We start from the raw sequence: 21634 nt of genomic DNA, 5'->3' as shown, positions 1-21634 counted from the left end.
CGCTACGCTCGGCCGACACGGGGCCGCCGAGTGTGGGAGCATACGCGAACCACGGGCCGGGGGTCAACCGGCCGGCCCGTTTTCCGTGCTGTCGACCGGAAGCGTTCCGTCGGCGTCGTCGACGGCCCATTGACGGTCGAGCGGATCGAACCGACGACCGCCGGCTTTCCGACCGACGGTACAGCGCCGTCGAACGCACGCCGGACCGCCGGTCACGAGTGTTTTTCAGACGAAACTCATATCTTTTAGCCGACTAATTCAGTAGTTAGATGCGAGACAACAGCTGTACCCCGGCTGCGGCGGCCCGCACGACCGTCGGGAACCGACACGACCGAGTACAGCGATGTTAGAGGACCTCTTCGTCCGGTTTGCCGGCACGGATCCGATCTGGCAGGCACTCGTCGGCGGGTTGGTCATCGCCGGTCTCAACGCCGTCGGCGCGCTGTCGGTGGTCGTCTGGCGCAATCCCAGCGAGCGCGCGCTCGACGGGGCGCTCGGCTTCGCGGGCGGCGTCATGCTCGCGGCGAGTTTCACGAGCCTCATCATCCCGGGCATCGAGGACTACGCCGGTGGAAGCCTCTTTCCGGTCGTCGTCGGGATCCTATTAGGAGCGGTCGTGCTCGACCGCGGCGAGAAGTGGGTTCCCTACGTCCAGCGCCTCGTCACCGGTCGCAGCAGCGAAGAGTTCTCGACCGACGGGGGCGAGGCGGTCGCGGCCCAGCGAGCGGCCAACGAGCGCCGGATCACACCCCTGATAATCTTCATCGTCGCCATCACGCTGCACAACATGCCCGAGGCGCTCGCGGTCGGCGTCGGCTTCGGCTCGGGCAACCTGAGCAACGCCATCGCGCTGATGCTCGCCATCGGCATCCAGAACATTCCCGAAGGACTCGCGGTCGCGGTCGCCGCCCGCAACGCCGGGCTCGGCTCGCTGTTCTACGCCGGCATCACGGGGGTTCGCTCGGGGCTGGTCGAACTCCCCATCGCGGTGTTCGGCGCGGTCGCGGTTTCGTTCGCCGCCCCGATCCTCCCGTACGCGATGGGCTTCGCCGCCGGCGGAATGCTCTACGTCATCATCGACGAAATCGTCCCGCAGACCCACGCCAACGGTCACGAACGGATGGCGACGCTCGGCACCATCGTCGGACTCGTCGTGATGCTCTCGCTCGACGTTGCGCTCGGCTGAAGACTGTTTGTAGTCGACAAGCAACCCCCGACGGCCGCGACCACAACCGCTATCGCCGTCGCGCTCGCACCTGCTCCGTGTCCGATGCCCACGATACGCTGCGCGAGGACCCCGTACTGCGCGCACTGATCGAGGAGTTCGGCGAACTCGAACTCGACGTCGCGGACGACCCCTTCGAGCGCCTCGTGATCTCCATCATCAATCAGTCCATCTCGACGGCCTCGGCCAACGCCGTCCGCGAACGCGTGTTCGCACTGTTCGACGACCTCACACCCGAAGCGGTGCTCGCCGCCGACGCCGACGAACTCCGCGATGCGGGCCTCGGCGAGACGAAGACCGAGTACGTCAGAAACACCGCCAGAGCCTTCCGCGAGCGCGACCTGACTCGCGAGGGGTTCGCGGATGCGAACGACGAGGAAGTCATCGACGAACTCGCCGAGATTCGTGGCGTCGGCGAGTGGACCGGGCGGATGTATCTCATCTTCGCGCTCGGTCGCGAGGACGTCCTCCCGCTCGGCGACCTCGCGGTGCGCCGGGGCATCGAGTCGCTGTACGGCGACGGCGAGATGACGCGCGAGGAGATGCGCGCGGTCGCCGAGCGCTGGCGACCGTACCGAAGCCTCGCCACGCTCTACATCTGGCGACACTACGAGTCCTGACCGGTATCCCTATTCTTCGAGTGCTTCCTCCTCGGGCCGTGGCTCGTCGCTGTCGGCACGCCGGCGGACGTCAACCTGATAGTGCTTGAGGATGTCTCGGCCCAGCAGGAGTGGATAGCTCATGTGGCTGCGGTCCTCGACGCTCGCAGTGACGGTGTGTTGGGTGCCGCCGACGCCCACCACGAGATCGACCACCGGGCGGGCCGTGCCGGATTTCGAACTGCCCGAGCGCACGCGCGTCATGCTCTTTATCGGTCCGGCACCGATGGCGGCCGCCAGCGAGGTGTCGATGCTGGTTCGTGTCGCGCCCGTGTCGGATTTCGCGAGCGTCGACTGGGAGCCGCTGGTGCCGCTGACCACCACGTCCTCGATGTAGCCGACCGTCGGCGTCTGGCCGGGTGCGGGCCGTTCGGTGCGGGGCATACTCGTGGGACGGGAGTCGTCGAGCGTCGCCGCGAGGTCACGCACGCGCTCGTCGTCGACTTCCCCCCCGACCTTCTCGATGGCGTGCTTGGCGATGTAGGGGGCGGGACTCGTGCCGGTGGCCTCGTAGAGACCTTTGAAGCCGGCTGTTGGATTCATCTCGAGGACGTACCAGCCTTTCTCTCCTTCGATGAGGTCGACTCCAACGTAGTCGAGGTTCATCACGTCGGCGGCGTAGAGGGCGGTCTCGCGGGCCTCGTCGGGGATCTCGTCGGTGACGTTCTCGACCGCGCCGCCGAGGGCGACGTTCGTCCGCCAGTCGCCTTCCGGCGCGTAGCGGTGCATCGCGCCGATGATGCGGTCGCCGACGACGTACACTCGGAGGTCGCGGTGTTCGCTCGCGTCGCGCTCGATGAGTTCCTGCAAGAAGGCCTGTCGCTTGCCGACTTTCGGGTTCACAGGTTCGTCGAGGTCCACCTTCCACGTCCCACCACCGTGAGTGCCGATGGCAGTCTTGTAGACGCCGACATCGCCGAAGCGCTCGCGGCCACGATTCAGCCGGTCGTTCGAGAGCGCGAGCAGCGCATCCGGCACGCGGACGTTCCAGTCGGCCAGTCGGGCGGCGGTGGCGAACTTGTGGATCGCCGTCAAGGTGGGTCCCGGACGATTGAGCATCGGGCGGACGCGCTCGAAGGTCGCCGCGAGGCCGAGTCCCTCGGCCGGTTCTTCGGTGTTCGACAGGAGTAATCGGTTGGCGACGACGTCGACTTCGGGTTCGAGACTCACCTCGCTGTCGCGGATGGAGATCGCCGTGTTCTCCCGGCGCAACCAGACGGGTTCGTGGCTGAGGTCCTCGACGGCGTTCAAGATCGCTTTGGTCTCCTTGCTGGTGTGGAGGCTCAACACGCCCACGCGAACCGCTGCTGTCTCGTCCATATCCTTCATCGCTGCGCGTTCGGCAAAGCTATGGCGATGGCCGGCAGCCGTGCGGCCGGCAGACGCGAGGGCTTTACGTGTGGCTGCCGAGGCGCGAGCAATGGCCGACGGTGCGTTCAGCTACGACGGGGGCCGGGTCGAACCGGGCGAGACGCGGGACATCCGCTACGCTATCAGTGAGACGTACATGGGCGATCCGGTTCGCATCCCGGTAACCATCGTCAACGGCTCCGAGCCGGGACCGACGGGGGTCCTCAGCGCGGCGGCCCACGGCGACGAACTCAACGGCATCGAGGTCGTCAGAACTGTCGCCCACGACTGGAACCACGACGACCTCCGCGGGACGCTGGTCTGTCTCCCAGTATTGAACGTCCCGGGATTCCTCGCCCAGCAGCGCTATCTACCCATCTACGACCGCGACCTGAATCGGTCGTTTCCGGGCAGTGAGACGGGCACGAGCGCGCGCCGGATGGCCAATCACATCTTCGAAAACTTCGTCGCTCCCTGTGATTTCGGGCTGGATTTCCACACCTCGACGCGCGGGCGCACCAACATGCTCCACGTCCGCGCGAACACCGCCGAGGAGGGCGTCGAGCGCGTCGCCAAATCGTTCGCCTCGAACGTCGTCATCGACGGCGTGGGCCCGGAGGGGACCCTGCGCCACGAGGCGACCGTTCGTGAGGTGCCGATGATCACCATCGAGATGGGCGAGGCCCATCGCTTCCAGCGCGGACTCATCGATCGCGCGCTCGCCGGCGTCGAGAGCGTGCTCGCGGAGTTCGGGATGCAGCGCGTGAGCGCGGTTCGGTGGCCGGGTTGGCGCACCGTCATCGACGGCGACGCCGAGAAGACGTGGCTCCGGGCGGACGTGGGTGGATTGGTAGATATGCACTACGACGGCGGCGACCTCGTCGAGGAGGGCGAAGCGGTCTGTACCATCACCGACCCGTTCAAGACCGACAGCGAGACCGTGACCGCACCCTTTACGGGCCTGCTGGTGGGTGTGCTCGAAAATCCGTTGGTATATCCGGGCAACCCGCTCTGTCATCTCGTCGAACTCGACACCTCGACCCGACACGCGCTCGAACGCGAGCAGTCGAACAGCAGTCTGCCCGCGTAGCGGTCGGCGACCGGGTACGCACCCCGGCCGAGTCGGCCGTCCGAACCGACGAAAGAGTATCGAAGACCGATTCCGCTCTTCGTGCGACCTGCACCCGGCCGACGACACGGTTCATTCGTCGCTCGCTCGAACGCGCGAGAGTCGCATCGCATTGGCGGTCACGGCGACGGTCATACCGGCGTCGCCCGCGAGCACTGCCAGCCAGATCGGGACGTAGCCGAACGGAACTGCGACCGCCAGTCCGGCCTTGAAGAGGAGGCTGCCGACGATGTTCTGGCGGATGACGCCGTTAGCGTCGCCCGCGAGTTCGTAGAGATACGGGAGTTTCGATAGGTCGTCGCCCATCAGCGCGATGTCGGCGGTTTCGAGCGCCGTGTCCGTGCCGGCCGCGCCCATCGCAACCCCGACCGTCGCGGTCGCGAGCGCCGGCGCGTCGTTGATCCCGTCGCCGACCATCGCCACGCCATCGTATTCGTCGACTAGTTCCTCGACGGCCTCGACCTTCTCGTCCGGGAGCAGCTCCGCACGATGCTCGTCGACGCCGACCCCCTCGGCGATCGCGCGCGCGGTGCGGTCGTTGTCGCCCGTGAGCATCACCGTGCGTTCGACACCGAGTTCCCGAAGCCGGGCAACCGTCCGCTCTGCTTCGGCGCGCACTTCGTCGGCGACCGCGACGATGCCCTCGATCTCGTCTTCGGTCCCCACCAGTACGACGGTCTTTCCTTCAGACTGGAGGTCGGGTACCGTCTCCTCCAGCAAGTCCAAGCAATCGTTGCGCTCGCAGAGCTGGCGGGTCGTCTCCGTGACGACGCCTCCGTCGGTCGTCGCATGGACGTGTGAGAGGTCGAACCCGAGGTCGTCGAACAGTCCTGGCTTGCCGGCGAAGTGTGGCGTGCCGTCGAGCTCCGCCTGTACGCCCTTCCCGGTAATACTCTCGAAGTCGTCGATCTCCCGTTCGGCGACGCCCGCGCTGCCGGCCTCGGCGACGATGGCCTCGCCGATCGGGTGTTCGCTGCGCTTTTCGAGCCCGCGCGCACACCGGAGGACGTCCTCCTCGGTGTTGCCGTTGAGCGAAACGACGTCCGTCACGGTGAGTTCGCCCTTCGTGAGCGTGCCGGTCTTGTCGAAGGCCACCACGTCGACCGCGCCCATCGCTTCGAGGTGGTTACCGCCCTTGATGAGCACGCCGTTGTCCGCGGCGCTCGTGATACCCGACACCACCGAGACGGGCGTCGAGATGACGAACGCGCACGGGCACGCGAGCACCAGTAGGGTGAGACCGTGGACGACGGCCGTCGACCACGTGGTCCCGAGGACGAACGGGCTGACGAGCGTCACCAGGACCGCAAACGCGACCACGACGGGCGTGTACCACGCCGAAAAGCGCTCGACGAACTGCTCGCGCTCGGTCTTGTTAGACTGGGCGTCCTCGACCATTTCCACGATGCGCGAGAGGGTGTTGTCCGCGGCCCCGGAGGTGACCTGCACTTCGAGGTAGCCCTCCTCGTTGATCGTCCCCGCGTACACCTCGTCGCCGGTGGTCTTATCGACCGGAACGCTCTCGCCGGTGATGGGGGCCTGGTTGACCGCGCTCTCGCCGTCGACGACGTCGCCGTCCATCGGGATCTTCTCGCCCGGACGCACCACCACGACCGCGCCGACCGACACCTCGTCGACCGGCACCGTCTCCTCACCGTTGTCGCGCTTGACGGTCGCCTCGTCCGGCGAGAGATCCATCAGTTCCTGCAGCGAGTTGCGGGCCTGATCCATCGAGGAGCGTTCGAGCAGTTCGGCCACGCTGAACAGGAATGCAAGTGTGGCGGCCTCGAAGTAGAGCGCCTCGCCGAACGCGAGGCTCGCGACCAGCGCGCCGAGGATGGCGACCGACATCAGGAAATCGATGTCGAGATTGAGATTTCGCGCGGAGTAGTAGCCGTTCCGGAGGATCTCCTGGCCGCCGACCGCAACGCCGATCAAGAAGAGGACGTCCGCGACGTGGAGTTCACTGCCGAGAACCGTTCCGACGGCGGCGTTCTGCGTGGTCAGGAGGAATTCGAAGAGGAGACCCAGCCCGAGGAACCCGCCACTGATCCACGTCTTGATCGCGCGCCGACTCGTCCAGATGCTCTCGTTCGCATCGCTCTCGTCGTTCGATCTCTGACTCGCAGCGTCGGTGACGTCGTACCCGGCCTTCTCGACTCGCTCGGCGATTCCCTCCCGCGTCGTGCGATCGTCGTCGAAGGCGACGGTGAGCGTGCCGGTCGTCGCCTGTGGATCGACACCCTCGATCCCGTCGAGTTTCCGAACGCTGCGCTCGACTTTCCCCGCACAGGAGGGGCAGTCCATGTCGGGAACCGAGAGCTGGACGACGGTTCCCTCGTCCGTCGAAGCCGAATTCGACGGTTCGTCTCCAATCTCGGTTTCGCGGTCGGCGTGCTCGTCCGGCGGGGTATCGGTTCCGTCGGCCGGCGAGTCGGAATCGGCTGCATCCATTTGCCGACCATACGGGACGCGTTTTTATTAATCTGGCTGCCAAAATAGCCGGTTCCAGTATTAGAGGTTGTGAACAAAGCCGACATAGATTACTAGGTCGTGATCCGATCGTATTCCGAAGCGGACGTGCTGACGGCCACCACCGGGACGTCTCTCGCGGTCGACCTCTCGGTATGTGTGGTGGACCCCGGCCTTCGAGAGCGTCAGCCAACCCCGGTCGGTATCGACGACGAACAGCGCGTGGAGCGTCGCGTCGTACCGCTCGGCGAGGTCGGGCGCGTACTGGCGATGGCGGAAAGCGAGACGCCGCTCGTCAGAGCACCCCGAAACCGAACTGGGCGAACGGCCAGAAGTAGTGGACCGCGACACCGACGACCGCCGCTGGAATCGTCGTGTAGATCGTGGCAATGATCGCCGCCTTCATGTCGATCGCCATCAGCGGGAACAGCGCGTCGCCGTCCTGACTGATCGCGTTGGCCACGAGCGCCGAGAAGGGGATCGCCCCTTCGGCGTAGATGCCGGCGAAGACGATCTGTGGCGCACAGCCGGGAACCAATCCGAGCGCCGCACCCGCGAGCGGCGCGAGAACACCCGCGGCCGCCGCGAGCGCCCCGATGTCGAGCGAGAGGAGCACGACGGCGTACTCGTAGACGAGGTAGGCACCGATCACCCAGACAGTGACCATGCTGGTCTCCATGGCCGCGTGCTGGAACGTGTCGTAGGCGTCGGCGTACGATTCACGGATACGGCCCGCGTCGCCTTCGCCGATGAACCGTCGGCCGAAGAAGTGCAAGTAGAACGAAAGCGTCGTCCCGACGAGACCGGCGACGGTGAACAGCCCGAAAAAGGAGAACCCGAACTCGAAGGGAATCTCGGGCGCGCCGCGAGCGAGGTACAGCACGCCGGCGACCAACCCGGCGATCGCCACCACCCACCACAGAACGTGGATACCGTGGGTGACTTTCGCCATCGCGCCCGACGTCTTTCGCTCGTGGTCGTGGTCGTGACCGTCCATCTCGAAGCCGGCGACGCTCGGCCCCCCGTCGGCGACGCTCGTGGTTGCGAACCCGCCGTCGGTCATCGGCCGGCCGATGCGCTCGACCGCGCGGTCGACACGACCGACGCCCAATCCCCACCAGTCGATCGCGTAGCCGAACAGGACGGCGGAGACGAACGCCATCCCGTAGGCGTAGAGCGCGGCCTCGGGCGCGAGCGCGATGATGACGAACGCCGCGTCGCCCGCGGTCGCCGCAAGCGTGGCGACCACCGTTCCGAAGCTGATGGTACCCCGGATGTACAGCGGCATTGCGACGATCGCGCCGCCGCAGCCGGGCGTCAGCCCGAGCAGTCCGCCGGCGATGGGTTGGAGTCGCTCGTTGTTTTCGAGGAACTCGACGACCCGCCCGCCCGTCCGATACTGGAGGTAGCCGAACAGCAGGACGGTGATCGCAACGAACGCCGAGACCTGAACGAAGCCGTCGCGGACCGAACCGAGGAAGATGCCGATCGCTTGCTGGACGTCGAGTTGCAGCGGGAGCATCGTCGCTACCCACCACAATGGCGATCGCACCGGTCACGGTCGAAAGCGGTACAGCCGTTCGAACGGAGGTTGTCGTTCATTCTCGTCTTGCTATGTAGTCCCGAAGACTATAATGGTTGCTATCGAATCAAATTTTTAGCGCACACTAATCCTTCTGGTAGCATTCGGATCTTGCCGTCTCGTTTCTTCTAGTGAATCGTTCGTCATCGCGCTCAAAACCGGTGAAGTCGTTCGGGTGTTCGTCGTCGTGTCGGTCGTCGATCCCCGACGCTGCTCGCTTGCAGTGTCTGTGCGGGCCGGCTGTCCGGTGACGTAACGCCTTTATCGGACGGGTTCGAGGTTCCGAGTGCATGAGTCAGTCGCACAATCGGGGTCTCGTCGAGGATTTCGGGCGGTGGCGGGAGTTCGCGCCCGGCATGTGGGCGTGGGTGTTTCATAAGTTCACCGGCTGGGTGCTCATCGGTTACCTGTTCACCCACGTCGCCGTGTTGAGCACGGCGATCTCGGGGCCGCAGCTGTACACGACGACGCTGCGCTCGCTCGAAAGCCTGCTGCTCGTTCGCGTCCTCGAAGTGGGGCTGCTCGCCGTGGCGACCTTCCACATCATGAACGGAATCCGGCTGCTGTTCATCGATCTCGGTGTCGGTCTCGAATCACAAGACAAGAGCTTCTACGCCTCGCTCGTGCTGACGGGTGCGATCGCCGTCGCGAGCGTGCCGACGTTCCTCTCGGGGGCCTTCTGAATGGCCGAGCGTTATTCATCCTTCGACCGGCGCGGTTGGGCGTGGTTCCTCCAGCGACTGACGGCGGCGTTTCTCGTCATCGTGCTCGCCTTCCACTTCATGTTGCTGCACTTCGTCAACCACGCCTACGAGATCACTTTCTTGGGGTCCCAAGCCCGGATGAGTCAAGTGGGCTACTTCGTCACGATGGTGCTCTTCCTCGTGACGGCGACGTTCCACGGCGTCAACGGCGTGTTCAACGCCCTCGTCAATCAGGGATTGAAGGGCACCCAAAAGAAGGCCGTTCTCGGCGTACTGGTCATCGCCGGTGCGGGACTCGTCGTGCAGGGAATCCGACTGGCGCTCGCGATGACGGGACTGGTGTAAATCCATGAGTACACAGCTACAACGAAGCGAACAGGACGGAGACGAATCGCCACAGGACCAGCGCCTCGAACGCAAGCGCCTCGGCGAGAGCGAGCGCGAGGTCCAGCGCACAGAGACGGAATCGACCGACGACGAGACACCGCACGCGCATCTCAAGGTATTTCGCTACGACCCCGAAGTCGAGGGCAAGCGCGAACCCCGCTTCGACGACTTTCGCGTGCCCGCCTCACAGGGGACCACGGTGCTCGACGCGCTGATGTACGCCCGCGACCAGTTCGACTCGTCGCTCACCTTCCGGCACTCCTGTCGGCAGGCGGTGTGTGGCTCGGATGCGCTGTTCATCAACGGCTCACAGCGGCTTGGCTGTCAGACCCAGCTGTCGGATCTGGACAAACCCGTGCGGGTCGAACCGCTGCCCCATCAGGAAGTCGAGAAGGACCTCGTGGTGGACATGGAGCACTTCTACGACCAGATGGAGGCCGTCGAGCCGTACTTCCAAGGCGACACGCCCGATGGTGAAGAACAGCTCCAGAGCCGCGAGAACCGTGAGAAGATCAAGATGTCCACCCGATGCATCTGGTGTGGCGCCTGTCAGTCCTCGTGTAACATCGCCGCCGGCGACAACGAGTATCTCGGCCCCGCCGCGATCAACAAAGCCTACCGGTTCGCGATGGACGAGCGCGAAGCGGACGACATCAAGGCCCACCGGATGAACATCCTCGAACAGGAACATGGTGTCTGGCGCTGTCAGACCCAGTTCTCCTGTACCGAGGTCTGCCCGAAGGACATTCCGCTGACCGAGCACATCCAAGAGATGAAGCGCGAAGCGGTCAAAGACAACCTGAAGTTCTGGTAGCAGCTTTCCAGCCTCTTAGCTTGATTCGTTGTCAATCAATCCTCTTGGGAAGAGATTAGTGTTGAACAAAATATCTGACACAGATTTACGAATCTTTGTAGCATCAGACTCGAACGTCTCTAACGCGTTCAAGTCATGATGCTCCCATCGGAGCTTTAATACGAGGAAGTCATCAGGATGTTCTTTTTCCGGTAGTAGTTGCCTTCGCCATATTCTCACTTCCACACCTGTTAAATCTCGATGTGAATCTAAGGCTACAGATCCAACATTCTGCGCAAAAAGGCATGAGTAGTCGAGCAACTGTTTATCGTCTGTCCAATCATCTGTTATCTGCACGTGGATCATTGCCTCCCCAAATCCGACACCTGCGGTGCGAAATGTAGGATTGGCTCATCAAGTTCCCCAGAAAGATAATCCCCGGGCTGGTACACCAAACCCTCATCATTCAATCCAGATGTAATTCGATCTTTGGCAAATTGCATCTGATCATCATCCCACGTTTCGTTGGATGGAGTCTCTCCGCTGCGAACGTCTTTTTTGTTCATCCGTTCTGCTATATCTCGCTCACGCTTGTGACTCTGGTATGGAAGGAGCAAAAATTGGATCAAGTACCAATATCCAAGGACGAGTGCAAGAAGCACGACCCATGCCGCGGCCTCTCCCCTTGGATACCTTATGAGGGACGACGTGAATGTAGATCTGTGTCCCCAGAGATGAATAGAAAATGGAATGACGAAAACGACCGCGAAATACAGCCAATTCCCGATTTTCCCCCAGCGGATGGATGTTTCGTAACTCAAACTGTGAAAATACTCCAGATCATTTGAGAGCGACATAGTGGCAACACCAGTCGCTATCGCAAGAGCAACAAAAGATATGAGTTGTACGTAGGTAGGCAGAAACGGCTCCTGAGCAATGGAGAGTAGCAGGGTGGTTGAAAAGTACGCGATGATTAGTTTGGCAAAATCCACAGACAGTTCTTCTAGCTCTCCTTGCACGAATCTGAACGATTCCCAGCCAGATTCGAGATAATAGAACGTTCCGACAAATACAAGACCAATCATTGTCGCAGAGATTGTGGCGCAGAAACGCCAAAAATCGGCTTCAATCATCTCTCGGTCTGTAGTTAATCACGCCCACGCATACGAATTTTCCTTCTACCAAGTTTCTCTGATGAATGATGTACTATCGTCCACGGTCCCGAAAACCCCGGAACCCTACGCCGGGCATGAACAGCCTCAAGTCTCGGTGGCCCTGACCACGGGTATGCACGAACACGACGTCATCGTGGTCGGCGCTGGCGGGGCCGGCCTTCGGGCGGCGGTCGCGGCGAACGAGGAGGGCGCGGACGTGGCGCTCGTCTCGAAACTTCATCCCGTGCGCAGCCACACGGGGGCCGCCGAGGGCGGGATCAACGCCGTGCTCCGAGATGGCGACTCCTTCGAGAGCCACGCCGAGGACACGATGAAGGGGTCTGACTATTTGGGGGATGCGCCGGCCATCGAGACGCTCTGTCACCAGAGTCCCAACGAAACCGTCCAGCTCGAAAACTGGGGGATGGCCTTCTCCAGAGACGACGACGGCCGGATGAGCCAGCGCCCGTTCGGCGGCCTCTCGTTCCCGCGCACGACCTACGCCGGCGCGGAGACGGGCCATCACCTGCTGCACACGATGTACGAGCAGGTCGTCAAGCGAGGTATTACCGTATATGACGAGTGGTACGTCTCGCGCCTCGCCGTCACGGACCACGAGGCCCCCGAAGATCGTGAATGCCACGGTGTCGTGGCCTACGACGTTCAAACTGGAGAGGTGGACGCGTTCAAAGCCCGTAACGGCGTGATCCTCGCCACGGGTGGACCCGGACAGGTCTACGACCACACCACCAACGCCGTCGCCAACACTGGCGACGGTCCCGCGATGGCCTACCGGGCTGGCGTTCCCCTGGAGGACATGGAGTTCATCCAGTTCCATCCGACGACGCTGCCCTCGACAGGGGTGCTCATCACGGAGGGCGTCCGCGGCGAGGGCGGCATCCTCTACAACGCCGAGGGCGAGCGCTTCATGTTCGAGGGTGGCTACGCCAAGAACGTCGGCGAACTCGCCTCCCGCGACGTCGTCGCGCGGGCGGAACTCACCGAGATCAACGCGGGCCGAGGGTTCGAGGACGACTACGTCCACCTCGACATGCGTCATCTCGGTGAGGAGCGCATCACCGACAGACTGGAGAACATCATCCACCTCTCGGAGGACTTCGAGGGTGTCAATCCCTTGGAGGACCCGATGCGTGTCAAGCCCGGCCAGCACTACGCAATGGGCGGCATCGAGGTCTCGGAGAACGGCGAGACCTGCATCGGCGGGCTGTACGCCGCCGGCGAGTGTGCCTGCGTCTCGGTCCACGGCTCGAATCGGCTGGGTGGGAACGCACTACCGGAACTCATCGTCTTCGGCGCACGCGCGGGTCGCCACGCCGCCGGCAAGGAGATGGAGGCCGCCGAGATCGAGACGGGTCCCTCCGCGAGCATCGGCTCCGGCGAGGTCGACACCCCAGTCACGCCGGGCGCGCTCGATACACCCGACGACGTGGCCGCCGACGGCGGGCGAGCGGGCGACGATCGCGCAACCGACGGCGGCGCAGTGGTCGGCATGGACGAGACCGTCGAGCGTGCGCTCGACGACGAACGCGCGCGCATCGAACACCTCTTGGAGAAGGACGAAGGCGTCCAGCACGCCGAGATTCGCTCGAAGCTCCAGGAGTCGATGACCGAGAACGTGAACGTCTTCCGCAACGAAGAGGGTCTGAAGCAGGCGCTGCGTGACATCCGCGAGGCCCGCGAGGCCTATCAGGACGTGTACGTCAACGACCCCTCTCGCACCTTCAACACCGACCTCCAGCACACGATCGAGACCCGCAATCTCATCGACCTCGCCGAGGCCATCACGCTGTCTGCGCTCGCACGCACCGAGTTCCGCGGTGCCCACTGGCGCGAGGAGTACCAGGAGCGCGACGACGAGAACTGGATCAAACACACGATGCTCGCGTGGAACGAGGGCACGCCGGACCTCTACTACGCACCGGTCATCCTCGACGGCGAGGACAAGAGCTACGAGCCGAAAGAACGGCACTACTAACACCCACCTTTTTACACGGGGTCCTCGGCTCGCTGCGCTCACCTCGAACCCCGTCCAAAAATCTGGACCAAAAACTTCCGCTCGCAAACCGCGCGAGCGGTGAACCGCGCTCACTTCGTTCGTGCGGACGCTGTTCCGCACCGCCCCGCAACCGCACTCCGCTCCGCGACCGCACGGCACCGCGACGCCTGCCTCTGGCGAAGGAAAACGTATTTGACTGGGGCCGAATAACCCCGAATCGTCAGGGCCGGTAGCTCAGTTAGGCAGAGCATCTGACTCTTAATCAGACAGTCGGGGGTTCAAATCCCTCCCGGCCCGTCCATTTCCTGACCGGTTTCGAGTCACCGCACCGCTCCGTTCGTCGCGACCTTGCTGCTGATAGTTAGCACGCTCTACGTTCTCGGATGGAACGCCACGCCTCACGGTTGGTCCCGCTATCTCCAATGGTTCTTTTCGATAGGGCAGTCATGATCGGTCTATCCTTGCATTTCTCGATATTAACTCGTCGCGTAGTAAACGTTTTACTCGCGGCGCTCGTGGTGTGTATATGGCTACCGCATCGACCACGCACGACCGAGCGCCGTTCATCGACGGGGAGTGGGAGAGCGGCGACGGGGTCATCGAAGTGACCGATCTCGCCGACGGTGGCGTGTTCGCCCGAGTAAGCGCGGCGGATCGAGAACAGGCCGAATCCGCCCTCGCCGCCGCCGAGGGCGCACAGGCCGCACTCGCCGACACCACGATACCCGAACGTGTCGCATGGCTCGAAACAATCGCCGCGGAACTGCGCGAACGGAAGGCCGAACTCGCGGCGGTCATCGTCCACGAGGCGGGCAAACCCATCGCCAGCGCGCGCGGCGAGGTCGAATCGGCCGCCGAGCGCTTCGAGCGCGCCGTCGGTGAGGCTCGTAACCTCACCGGCGAGTACCGGCAGGGTACCACCGCGAGCCACGAGGGCTGGCGGACGATGACCGTGCCCGAACCCATCGGAACGGTCCTCTGTATCACGCCGTACAACTACCCGCTCTCGACGACCGCGCTCCAGGTCGCGCCCGCGCTCGCCGCCGGTAACAGCGTCGTCCTGAAGCCCGCGAGCAAGACGCCCGTGAGCGCTGCGATTCTCGCGGAGATCATCAGCGCGACCGGCATCCCCGACGGCGGCTTCAACTTCGTCCCGGGCCACGCGAGCGACATCGGCGACGTGCTCGCCGGCTCGTCGGCCGTGAACGCGATCGCGATGACCGGTTCGTCGGCCGCGGGCGAGCACGTCGCGCGCGAAAGCGGGATCGTCAACCTCCACATGGAACTCGGCGGCAACGCGCCCGCCGTGGTGTTCCCCGACGCCGACCTCGACGCGACCGCCGGAGCCTGCGCGAAGGGCGCGCTCAAGTACGCCGGCCAGCGCTGCTCGGCGGTCAGTCGCGTGCTCGCCCACGAGGAGATCCACGACACCCTCGTCGCGGCGATCGACGACGCGATCGACGAGTGGCCCGCCGGCGACCTATTCGACGAGGAGACGGCCCTCGGCCCGCTGATCTCCACCGAACAGGCCGACTGGGTCGAGGAACTCGTCGCGGACGCGCGCGAGAGGGGTGCACGCCTCGTTCGCGGTGGCGAGCGTGACGACCAGTTCGTCGAGCCGACGCTGCTCGCCGACGTCCCGCGCGACGCACGCATCGTCCGTGAGGAGCAGTTCGGCCCGGTGATCCCCGTGACGAAAATCGAGAGCGCGGACGACGCCGTCGCGGTGGCGAACGCGAGCGACCTCGCGCTCGATGCGGCGGTGTTCACCGCCGACCACGACCGTGCGATGGACGTGGCCGAGCGAATCGACGCCGGTGCGGTCCGGATCAACGGCGCGCCGTCGCACGGTCTCGGCGACGTTCCCTTCGGCGGCAACAAGCGTTCGGGCATCAATCGTGAAGGAATCGGCGTGAGCATCGAGCAGTTCGTCCGGCGAAAGAGCATCGTCCTCTGAGCACACGACGGACTTCTCGACGACGGTGTTCGTCGGCGAGCGGTCGAGTCAGTCAGGGACGTTCGATTCGGAGTTCGTGGGCCTCGACGTCCTCGTAGGCGGCGACCTGTCCGCCGACGGTCACTCTTCCCCTCTCGGTCTCGACGATGATGTGTGCCGTCTGATTCGCCCCGTTGGTGCCGACGTCGACGACCTGACCCGCGACCGAGCGATGCTCGCCGGTTTCGACGTCCCGCCCCTCGACGAGCGCCTCGAACTCGCCGTCGCGGCCGACGAGATCGGCCACACAGCGCCGTATCGAGGCGTAGCGCCGTGGAAACGAGCGCTCGTCGTCGCGGTCGAGGACCACCTCGGCGGTCGTCCAGAGCAGCGTATCAAAAAAGCCCGAGACCAGGAAGCCGAGTTCCGAGCGGTCGAAGACGACGCCGTAGCGCTCGTTGTCGGCGACGAGCGCGTCCTGTGTGGCGTAGATGGCGTGGGTGCCGTCGGCGACCGCGAGGACCGGCGTAGTGATGCCGCGGCGGGCGCGGACGGCGGTGGCGATGGTGGGATAGTCGTACTCGTCGGCGGGCGGGGCGTCGGCGGCGGGCGTGAGGAGGAGTTCGGTCGAAACGCCCGCCTCGCGGCGTTCGGCGAGCACGTCCGCGAAGCGGTCGACGAGCGCCGGCGTCAGCGAGAGGATGAGTTCGTACTCGGCCCCCTCGATGATCGCTTCGAGACGGCGGAGGATCGTCGAGCGGGATTTGACCAGCGAGGTCGCCTCCGTGTCGCGTGCCGGCGTCGTGTACCGTGTTTCGAGGTCGCCGACGAGCGTGTCGAGCGACGCGTGGATGTCGCCGAACGCCTCCTTCGGATCGATAGCGAGCACCTCGATGGGGCGCGATTCCCTGAGTTCGACCAATCCGCGCTCTTCGAGCGTGCGGACGGTGTCGTAGACGCGCGGCTGGGGGATGTCGGTCCGTTCGGTGATCGCCGCGGCGGTCAGGCGGCCGTGTTCGAGCACGGCGAGGTAGGCGCTCGTCTCGTACTCGCTCAGGTCGAACCGTCTGTTTATCCGCGCGAGTTCGTCACCGAGATCCTCGGAGGACATAATCGTTCTACACTACACCACCTAATTGAGGACTGTGCTTTGGCCCCATCGACCAGTGCTCGACCGTACTCACGACCGAGTGCCCCGACCGGTCCGGTTTTCGAACCACGGAACGACACTGTCCGCCAGTCGGTCGTGGGCGGTTCGATACCCGATCGGTGCCGGCTGGTCGCCACGCTGGCCGATATAGGAGCCGAACTCCGAGTGGTTCATCCCCCGAATCTCGACGATCGTCGCGTCGGCCGGAACGTTCGCACGTCGGGCGGCGTATGTTTCGCGGTCGAGGACGGTATCCGCGCTGCCGGTAACGCTCAGCGTCGAAACGTTCGGCGTGGCACTCGCCTCACAGTAGGAGGCGAAGAGCACGAGACCGTCGACGCGACCGCGCCCTCCGTCCGCGTAGCGACACGCCATCGCCCCACCGAGGGAGTGGCCGCCGACGAACCAGCGATCGATCGTCGGCTGGGCGGCGATCACGTCGCCGGCCGCGTCGGGATCGAACACGGCAAAGCCGAGCGGCATCCGAGGGACGTACACCGCGACGTTCGTCCGCGAGACGAGCGGCGCGAGCGAGGCGAGATACGCGTCCGGGGCGACGTGCGCGCCGGGGTAGAACACGAGTCCGGCACTCGGCTCCCCGTTGGCGGGTTCGAGCACGTACGTCCCGTCGTACTGGCCGACCGAGACCCGCTCGTCAGCGCGCACGGTCGCAATCGACTCCTCGCTCCCCGACAGCGGATGCGTCACGTACCAGCCGACCCCGCTCGCGAGGACCAGGCCGATCACGAGCGCCCAGATCGCGAGCCGTTCGGCGCTCGATCCGAGGCGCGCGACGACCCGGGACCAAGAGGAAGTCATGCGTCGTAGAACGGTGGATGGGTCAAAAGCTCGCGGATGAGCGCCATCGCCGGAAATCCGGTGTATCGGGGCTGATCGGCTCGAAAGCTATCGGGAACCAGTCGTCCGTTCGGGTTTCCGTGCGGTAGCGATGAACGTCACGCCGCCGTCGAAGGTGGCGATCCTCGTCGATTCGAACCGATCGGCGATTTGCGCCGGAATATCGGTGTCTGGAAACCAGTTCGTGGCCCACTTCGAGAGCGGAACGACCACCGGATTGAGCAGCGTCCAGGGGAACTCCTGGAACGGGCGTGCGTCGAGCACCACGATCCGACCGCCGGGGCGCAGCGCTCGATAGGCCGCCTCCATCGCTCGATCCGGCTCCGGCATCGCACTCAGTGACATCGAGGCGTAGACTGCATCGAACGCCCCGTCGGCGAGACCGGGCCGGCCCGCATCACCGTGGATGGCGTGGACGTTCGCCCAGCCGCTGTCGCGCGCTCGCAGACGGGCCTGACGAGCCATCCCGGGGCTGTAGTCGAGGCCGACGACGCGCCCCGCGCTCCCGACACGGGTCCGGAGCGCCGCGAAGGAGTTGCCCGGTCCGCAGCCGAGTTCGAGCACCTGCTCGCCCGAATCGAGCGAGAGCGCTTCGATCGCCCGCTCGCGGCGTTCGGACTCGCGGCCGAGGAAGGCGATGTCGTAGAGCCGGCTGAACAGCCCCCGATGACGGCTCCACCAGTCGTAGAGTCCCTGTCCGCGACGGCTCACGAGGCGATCATTCCACGGTGACGTATTCCCGACATGGACGGAGATCGTGTCCGTTGGGAAATAAAACCCGACACGTTTCGACATATCCACCCCGCGGCTTCAACCTGGACCGATTGTCGGCCGTATTCCGGCGAGTCAACGGCTGAGTCTCGGAGTTCGGTCGTCAGTTAAACACAAGTCAGTAGTGTCCGCTCGTCGCCGAACCGACCTCGATCTCGACCAGCGTCCCCTCTCCTTCATCATCATCGGTCTCACGATATTTGCCGAAGACGCGCTCACGGGCGGCCCGCGTCCGGTCGGTGTCCTCGACGACCGTGGCCGTCCCGAGCAGCGAAACCGACCATTCGGGACCGTCGTCGCCCTGTTTTTCGATCGAAACGGCGACGCGCGGATTCGCCTGGATGTTCTTCAACTTCTTCCCGGTCGTGAGCACGCTCACAACACCATCGCGGTAGCCGTACCAGACGGGCGCGACGTGCGGGCGGTTGTCGGCCGCGGTGGCGAGGTGGGCACTCAGCGGCGCGTCGGCGATCAGCTCCTCGACCTCATCGGGAACACTCATACACCGGTCTCGTCGCGGCTGGCGATAAAAACGTCGCCGGTGTGAGTGGTCTTTCGAACTCCTCGCTTCCCTAACTGTCCGGGCTGTAGTTCGGCGCTTCGTCGGTGATCACGACGTCGTGGGCGTGGCCTTCAGTCTGGCCCGCCGACGAGACGCGGACGAACTCCGCGCGGCGCTTGAACTCGGGGATTGTCGCGGCTCCGACGTAGCCCATCCCGCTCTTCATCCCGCCGACGAGCTGGAAGAGCTCGCTCTCGACGCTGCCCTTGTAGGGTGTGGCGGCCTCGACACCCTCGGGGACGAACTCCTCCTCTTCGTCGGTCTCCTTGAGATAGCGGTCGCCGCCGCCCGACTGCATCGCACCGACCGAGCCCATGCCTCGGTACTGTTTGTAGCGCTTGCCGTTCATCGTCACGACCCGGCCGGGAGCCTCGTCGGTCCCCGCGAAGTACGACCCGAGCATGACGGCATCGGCACCCGCCGCGATGGCCTTGATCGCGTCGCCCGAGTAGCGAATCCCGCCGTCGGCGATCACGGGAATGTCGTGCTCGCTGGCGATGTCGGCGACCTGTGCGACGGCGGTGATCTGGGGCATGCCCGTCCCGGTGACCACGCGCGTCGTGCAGATGGAACCGGGACCGATGCCGACCTTGATGCCGTCGGCGAAGTCGACGAGCGCCGCGGCGGCCTCGCGCGTGCCGACGTTGCCGACCACCACGTCGGCCGCGACGCTCCCCTCGATCTCGCGGGCGCTCTCGATGACGTTGCGGTTGTGCGCGTGCGCGCAGTCGATGAAGAGGACGTCCGCACCCGCCGCGTCCACCGCGGTGGCGCGCTCGCTCTCGAACGGGCCGATGGCGACGCCGACGCGCAGCCGCCCCTCGTCGTCGCGGGCGGCCGAGTCGTACTCGCGGCGCTGGAGGATGCCCTGCATCGTCACCAGTCCCGTCAGACGGTTCCCGTCGTCGACGACCGGCACGCGCTCGATCTTGTGCTCGTACATGAGTTCGAGCGCCTCGCGTGCGCCCACCTCCTCGGGGGCCGTGACGACCTCGTCGGTCATCGCCTCGCGCACCTCGTCACGGTCACCGACCTCCAGATAGGGGCGGACGTCGGTCGCGGAGATGATGCCCAATACCTCGCCGTCCTCACTCACGACGGGCGCGCCGCTGACGCCCTCCTCGTCCATCATCGCATCCACGTCCCGGACCGTTTGGTCGGGGCTGGCGGTCACGACCTCGCGGATGACTAACTCGTCGGCGCGCTTGACGCGGTCGACCTCCTCTACTGCCTCCTCGACGTCCATGTTCTGGTGGAGCACGCCGAGACCGCCACGGCGCGCCATCTCGATGGCCAGTTCGCTCTCGGTGACGGTGTCCATCGCCGCCGAGAGGACCGGTACCGTGAGTTCGACCGACGTCGAGACGCGGGTCGCGGTGTCGGCGTCGTCGGGTTCGACGCGACTCTCCTTCGGGCGGAGCAGGACGTCGTCGAACGTGAGCGCTTCGGGAACGTCGAGTTTCTCGGAGAACGGCTCCGAACGATTAGTCGCCATGTAATCGGTGTGGGAGCGCGAAGCAAAAACGTTCCGAGAGGATGAATCCCCGTGTATCGTTCGTGGGGTTCGTGTGGCCGCGTCTCACAGAACGTTTATGATCGTGTCAGCAGTTATCCGTGTATGGACGTCGCCAGTCCGCCAACCGTACGCACCGCTGCCCGGACGACCCTCGGCTTCGTGGTCGCTACCATTTTTACAGCAGCGTGCACCCTCACACTGGCGACGCGAGTCACGGGCGATTCCCCCGAAAATCGTGACTCACACCACCCGTCGGCTCCGGGAGAGAGCCACCGCTCGCCGTGAGTCACTCCCAACACCCGGTCGCGCTCCGCCTCGAACAGCGCGTCGGCGGCGCGGCCCGCCTGCTGGCGACCGTAATGGCGCTGCCGCTCGTCGACGGCATCTTCCCGGCGATGGTGCTCGCCGGCGCACTCTCGGACCCGGCCGGCATCCTCGAAGTCGGTCTCTTGGTGTTCGGTGGGAGCGCGACCGTGGCCGTGATCCTCGCCGAGATGAGCGGGAGCCGTCGCGAGCGCGTCGAGACGACGCTCGCCGTCGGCGTGGTCGTCCTCGCGCTCGCGGGCGTCGAGGCGGCGCTCGCACCGACCATCGAGAGCCTGCTCGACCTCGCTATCTTCGAGCGCTTCGCCGCGCTGGTCATCCTCGCGGTCGCGGCCAAGACCGCCAGCGCGCGCGTCGGGGAATACCTTCCCCGACCGGCGGTCATCGTCGGACTGGGGATGCTCGCGAGCCTCGACCCCGCGAACGCACAGCTCGTGACGGTGCCCGACCTCTCCCTCGTTCTGCGGGGCGTGGCGGCCGCCGGCACGGGCGTGGCGTTCGCGCTCGCCGTCGCCGTCACCAGTCCGTGGCTCCACGACGCCGTGGATATCGACCGTTTTCGCTTCGGTAGCGCGGTCGCGCTGGGCGTGCTCGGCCTCTCGGTACTCGGATTCGTCCCCAGCGACGCGCCGCTCGCGCTCGCGGTGCTCGCGGTCACGGCGCTGCTCGCGTTCGACCCCGGTGAGGCCGACGAGATGAGTGAGGAGACCGAGGACGAACCGTCAGCCGATGCGGTCGAGGAGACCGACCTCGGTCCCGACCGCGCGCCGTGGCTGTAAAGAGCACCCCTCCCCAACCCCACGCATGGCCCAAAACCGCGTCGTCGAGGGACGGATGGTCACGCCGGAGACGCTCGCCGAACTCATCGAGGGCGAGAACGTGATGGACGCCGAACCGATCGCCGACGCCGAGCGGGAGTGTCCCGACTGCGGCGGCGACGTGCTCGAAGTCGGCTACATGCCGTCGATCACCGAGTTCGTCACCGGACAGAAGTGTCAAGAATGTGCCTGGAGCGAGACCGACCGCGAGTAATCGTCCGCCGAGC

General features: G+C 65.0%; 21 protein-coding genes and 1 tRNA gene. 12 read left to right on the top strand and 10 right to left on the bottom strand.

Annotated features, from left to right (window positions below):
• Positions 1 to 63: 63 nt before the first annotated feature.
• Positions 64 to 216, bottom strand: coding sequence for a hypothetical protein (locus ACP97_RS19795; protein ID WP_154019957.1), 153 nt, complete (start codon positions 214 to 216; stop codon positions 64 to 66).
• Between the two features lie 127 nt (positions 217 to 343).
• On the opposite strand from ACP97_RS19795, the gene ACP97_RS05590 reads away from it, so the two are divergent.
• Positions 344 to 1186 (top strand): ZIP family metal transporter, encoded by an 843-nt coding sequence (locus ACP97_RS05590; protein WP_049996848.1) that lies wholly within the window; start codon positions 344 to 346, stop codon positions 1184 to 1186.
• A gap of 77 nt (positions 1187 to 1263) precedes the next feature.
• The gene (locus ACP97_RS05585; protein WP_049996847.1) at positions 1264 to 1845 is read left to right on the top strand and encodes a DNA-3-methyladenine glycosylase family protein; all 582 of its coding nucleotides are present in this window, start codon (positions 1264 to 1266) and stop codon (positions 1843 to 1845) included.
• Positions 1846 to 1854: 9 nt separating this feature from the next.
• Here the strand turns inward: ACP97_RS05585 and ACP97_RS05580 are convergent, their stop codons facing one another.
• Entirely contained in the window at positions 1855 to 3204 is a 1350-nt protein-coding gene (locus ACP97_RS05580; protein ID WP_202593563.1) for an ATP-grasp domain-containing protein, read from the bottom strand.
• Between the two features lie 100 nt (positions 3205 to 3304).
• On the opposite strand from ACP97_RS05580, the gene ACP97_RS05575 reads away from it, so the two are divergent.
• Positions 3305 to 4324 carry a succinylglutamate desuccinylase/aspartoacylase family protein gene (locus ACP97_RS05575; RefSeq protein WP_049996845.1) on the top strand — a complete coding sequence of 340 codons (1020 nt, stop codon included), beginning with the start codon at positions 3305 to 3307 and terminating at the stop codon, positions 4322 to 4324.
• 111 nt (positions 4325 to 4435) lie between these two features.
• Here ACP97_RS05575 and ACP97_RS05570 read toward each other — a convergent pair whose 3' ends face one another.
• Both ACP97_RS05570 and ACP97_RS05565 read right to left on the bottom strand, forming a co-directional pair.
• Positions 4436 to 6817, bottom strand: a complete 2382-nt coding sequence (locus ACP97_RS05570) for a heavy metal translocating P-type ATPase (RefSeq protein ID WP_154019956.1) — start codon at positions 6815 to 6817, stop codon at positions 4436 to 4438.
• Positions 6818 to 7130: 313 nt separating this feature from the next.
• Complete coding sequence (locus tag ACP97_RS05565; protein WP_049996844.1) at positions 7131 to 8357, bottom strand: putative manganese transporter; 1227 nt, start codon at positions 8355 to 8357, stop codon at positions 7131 to 7133.
• A 350-nt stretch (positions 8358 to 8707) separates the two neighbouring features.
• Here ACP97_RS05565 and sdhC point away from each other — a divergent pair, with 350 nt between their 5' ends.
• Genes sdhC through ACP97_RS05550 form a run of 3 tightly spaced genes read left to right on the top strand, consistent with a single transcriptional unit; the run spans position 8708 to position 10322 of the window.
• Complete coding sequence (sdhC, locus tag ACP97_RS05560; RefSeq protein WP_049996843.1) at positions 8708 to 9100, top strand: succinate dehydrogenase, cytochrome b556 subunit; 393 nt, start codon at positions 8708 to 8710, stop codon at positions 9098 to 9100.
• Complete coding sequence (locus tag ACP97_RS05555; RefSeq protein ID WP_049996842.1) at positions 9101 to 9466, top strand: succinate dehydrogenase hydrophobic membrane anchor subunit; 366 nt, start codon at positions 9101 to 9103, stop codon at positions 9464 to 9466.
• A 4-nt stretch (positions 9467 to 9470) separates the two neighbouring features.
• Positions 9471 to 10322 carry a succinate dehydrogenase/fumarate reductase iron-sulfur subunit gene (locus ACP97_RS05550; RefSeq protein ID WP_049996841.1) on the top strand — a complete coding sequence of 284 codons (852 nt, stop codon included), beginning with the start codon at positions 9471 to 9473 and terminating at the stop codon, positions 10320 to 10322.
• A gap of 341 nt (positions 10323 to 10663) precedes the next feature.
• Here the strand turns inward: ACP97_RS05550 and ACP97_RS05545 are convergent, their stop codons facing one another.
• Positions 10664 to 11434 (bottom strand): hypothetical protein, encoded by a 771-nt coding sequence (locus tag ACP97_RS05545; RefSeq protein ID WP_049996840.1) that lies wholly within the window; start codon positions 11432 to 11434, stop codon positions 10664 to 10666.
• A gap of 154 nt (positions 11435 to 11588) precedes the next feature.
• Between ACP97_RS05545 and ACP97_RS05540 the strand changes: the two genes are divergently transcribed.
• From ACP97_RS05540 to ACP97_RS05530, 3 genes are all read left to right on the top strand, one after another.
• Positions 11589 to 13451, top strand: a complete 1863-nt coding sequence (locus ACP97_RS05540; protein WP_049996839.1) for an FAD-binding protein — start codon at positions 11589 to 11591, stop codon at positions 13449 to 13451.
• Positions 13452 to 13695: 244 nt separating this feature from the next.
• A tRNA-Lys gene (locus ACP97_RS05535) sits at positions 13696 to 13769 on the top strand.
• Positions 13770 to 13998: 229 nt separating this feature from the next.
• Positions 13999 to 15429, top strand: coding sequence for an aldehyde dehydrogenase family protein (locus tag ACP97_RS05530; protein WP_049996838.1), 1431 nt, complete (start codon positions 13999 to 14001; stop codon positions 15427 to 15429).
• Between the two features lie 52 nt (positions 15430 to 15481).
• Here ACP97_RS05530 and trmB read toward each other — a convergent pair whose 3' ends face one another.
• The 5 genes from trmB to guaB all read right to left on the bottom strand — a co-directional run bounded on the left by trmB (position 15482) and on the right by guaB (position 20244).
• The gene (trmB, locus tag ACP97_RS05525; protein WP_049996837.1) at positions 15482 to 16519 is read right to left on the bottom strand and encodes an HTH-type sugar sensing transcriptional regulator TrmB; all 1038 of its coding nucleotides are present in this window, start codon (positions 16517 to 16519) and stop codon (positions 15482 to 15484) included.
• 69 nt (positions 16520 to 16588) lie between these two features.
• Positions 16589 to 17377 carry an alpha/beta hydrolase gene (locus ACP97_RS05520; RefSeq protein WP_079977553.1) on the bottom strand — a complete coding sequence of 263 codons (789 nt, stop codon included), beginning with the start codon at positions 17375 to 17377 and terminating at the stop codon, positions 16589 to 16591.
• 87 nt (positions 17378 to 17464) lie between these two features.
• Positions 17465 to 18211, bottom strand: a complete 747-nt coding sequence (locus ACP97_RS05515; protein WP_237561101.1) for a class I SAM-dependent methyltransferase — start codon at positions 18209 to 18211, stop codon at positions 17465 to 17467.
• Between the two features lie 94 nt (positions 18212 to 18305).
• Positions 18306 to 18689 carry a pyridoxamine 5'-phosphate oxidase family protein gene (locus ACP97_RS05510; protein ID WP_049996836.1) on the bottom strand — a complete coding sequence of 128 codons (384 nt, stop codon included), beginning with the start codon at positions 18687 to 18689 and terminating at the stop codon, positions 18306 to 18308.
• A 70-nt stretch (positions 18690 to 18759) separates the two neighbouring features.
• Positions 18760 to 20244, bottom strand: a complete 1485-nt coding sequence (gene guaB / locus ACP97_RS05505; protein ID WP_049996835.1) for an IMP dehydrogenase — start codon at positions 20242 to 20244, stop codon at positions 18760 to 18762.
• Positions 20245 to 20367: 123 nt separating this feature from the next.
• Between guaB and ACP97_RS19790 the strand changes: the two genes are divergently transcribed.
• From ACP97_RS19790 to ACP97_RS05495, 3 genes are read left to right on the top strand one after another with little or no spacing between them, the layout of a single operon-like run.
• The gene (locus ACP97_RS19790; RefSeq protein WP_154019955.1) at positions 20368 to 20550 is read left to right on the top strand and encodes a hypothetical protein; all 183 of its coding nucleotides are present in this window, start codon (positions 20368 to 20370) and stop codon (positions 20548 to 20550) included.
• On the top strand, positions 20547 to 21368 hold the full coding sequence (locus ACP97_RS05500) for a DUF5794 domain-containing protein (RefSeq protein WP_049996834.1): 822 nt from the start codon (positions 20547 to 20549) through the stop codon (positions 21366 to 21368). Before ACP97_RS19790 ends, ACP97_RS05500 begins: the two co-directional genes overlap by 4 nt.
• Positions 21369 to 21393: 25 nt before the next feature.
• The gene (locus ACP97_RS05495; protein WP_049996833.1) at positions 21394 to 21621 is read left to right on the top strand and encodes a DUF5795 family protein; all 228 of its coding nucleotides are present in this window, start codon (positions 21394 to 21396) and stop codon (positions 21619 to 21621) included.
• The last annotated feature ends 13 nt before the right edge of the window (positions 21622 to 21634 follow it).

The organism is Halococcus sediminicola (genome assembly GCF_000755245.1).
GTDB lineage: Archaea > Halobacteriota > Halobacteria > Halobacteriales > Halococcaceae > Halococcus > Halococcus sediminicola.
Note: the sequence above shows the minus strand (reverse complement) of the source record. Positions and strands in the feature narration are given on the sequence as shown.

Excerpts from the sequence above, each read along its gene's own strand:
- ACP97_RS05520 (WP_079977553.1), bottom strand. The coding sequence starts at position 17,377 with ATGACTTCCTCTTGGTCCCGGGTCGTCGCGCGCCTCGGATCGAGCGCC.
- ACP97_RS05550 (WP_049996841.1), top strand. The coding sequence starts at position 9,471 with ATGAGTACACAGCTACAACGAAGCGAACAGGACGGAGACGAATCGCCA.
- ACP97_RS05495 (WP_049996833.1), top strand. The coding sequence starts at position 21,394 with ATGGCCCAAAACCGCGTCGTCGAGGGACGGATGGTCACGCCGGAGACG.
- guaB (WP_049996835.1), bottom strand. The coding sequence starts at position 20,244 with ATGGCGACTAATCGTTCGGAGCCGTTCTCCGAGAAACTCGACGTTCCC.
- ACP97_RS05515 (WP_237561101.1), bottom strand. The coding sequence starts at position 18,211 with ATGTCGAAACGTGTCGGGTTTTATTTCCCAACGGACACGATCTCCGTC.
- ACP97_RS19790 (WP_154019955.1), top strand. The coding sequence starts at position 20,368 with ATGGACGTCGCCAGTCCGCCAACCGTACGCACCGCTGCCCGGACGACC.
- ACP97_RS05580 (WP_202593563.1), bottom strand. The coding sequence starts at position 3,204 with ATGGACGAGACAGCAGCGGTTCGCGTGGGCGTGTTGAGCCTCCACACC.
- sdhC (WP_049996843.1), top strand. The coding sequence starts at position 8,708 with ATGAGTCAGTCGCACAATCGGGGTCTCGTCGAGGATTTCGGGCGGTGG.
- ACP97_RS05555 (WP_049996842.1), top strand. The coding sequence starts at position 9,101 with ATGGCCGAGCGTTATTCATCCTTCGACCGGCGCGGTTGGGCGTGGTTC.
- ACP97_RS05540 (WP_049996839.1), top strand. The coding sequence starts at position 11,589 with ATGCACGAACACGACGTCATCGTGGTCGGCGCTGGCGGGGCCGGCCTT.
- ACP97_RS05565 (WP_049996844.1), bottom strand. The coding sequence starts at position 8,357 with ATGCTCCCGCTGCAACTCGACGTCCAGCAAGCGATCGGCATCTTCCTC.
- ACP97_RS05575 (WP_049996845.1), top strand. The coding sequence starts at position 3,305 with ATGGCCGACGGTGCGTTCAGCTACGACGGGGGCCGGGTCGAACCGGGC.
- ACP97_RS05590 (WP_049996848.1), top strand. The coding sequence starts at position 344 with ATGTTAGAGGACCTCTTCGTCCGGTTTGCCGGCACGGATCCGATCTGG.
- trmB (WP_049996837.1), bottom strand. The coding sequence starts at position 16,519 with ATGTCCTCCGAGGATCTCGGTGACGAACTCGCGCGGATAAACAGACGG.
- ACP97_RS05530 (WP_049996838.1), top strand. The coding sequence starts at position 13,999 with ATGGCTACCGCATCGACCACGCACGACCGAGCGCCGTTCATCGACGGG.
- ACP97_RS05510 (WP_049996836.1), bottom strand. The coding sequence starts at position 18,689 with ATGAGTGTTCCCGATGAGGTCGAGGAGCTGATCGCCGACGCGCCGCTG.
- ACP97_RS05570 (WP_154019956.1), bottom strand. The coding sequence starts at position 6,817 with ATGGATGCAGCCGATTCCGACTCGCCGGCCGACGGAACCGATACCCCG.
- ACP97_RS05545 (WP_049996840.1), bottom strand. The coding sequence starts at position 11,434 with ATGATTGAAGCCGATTTTTGGCGTTTCTGCGCCACAATCTCTGCGACA.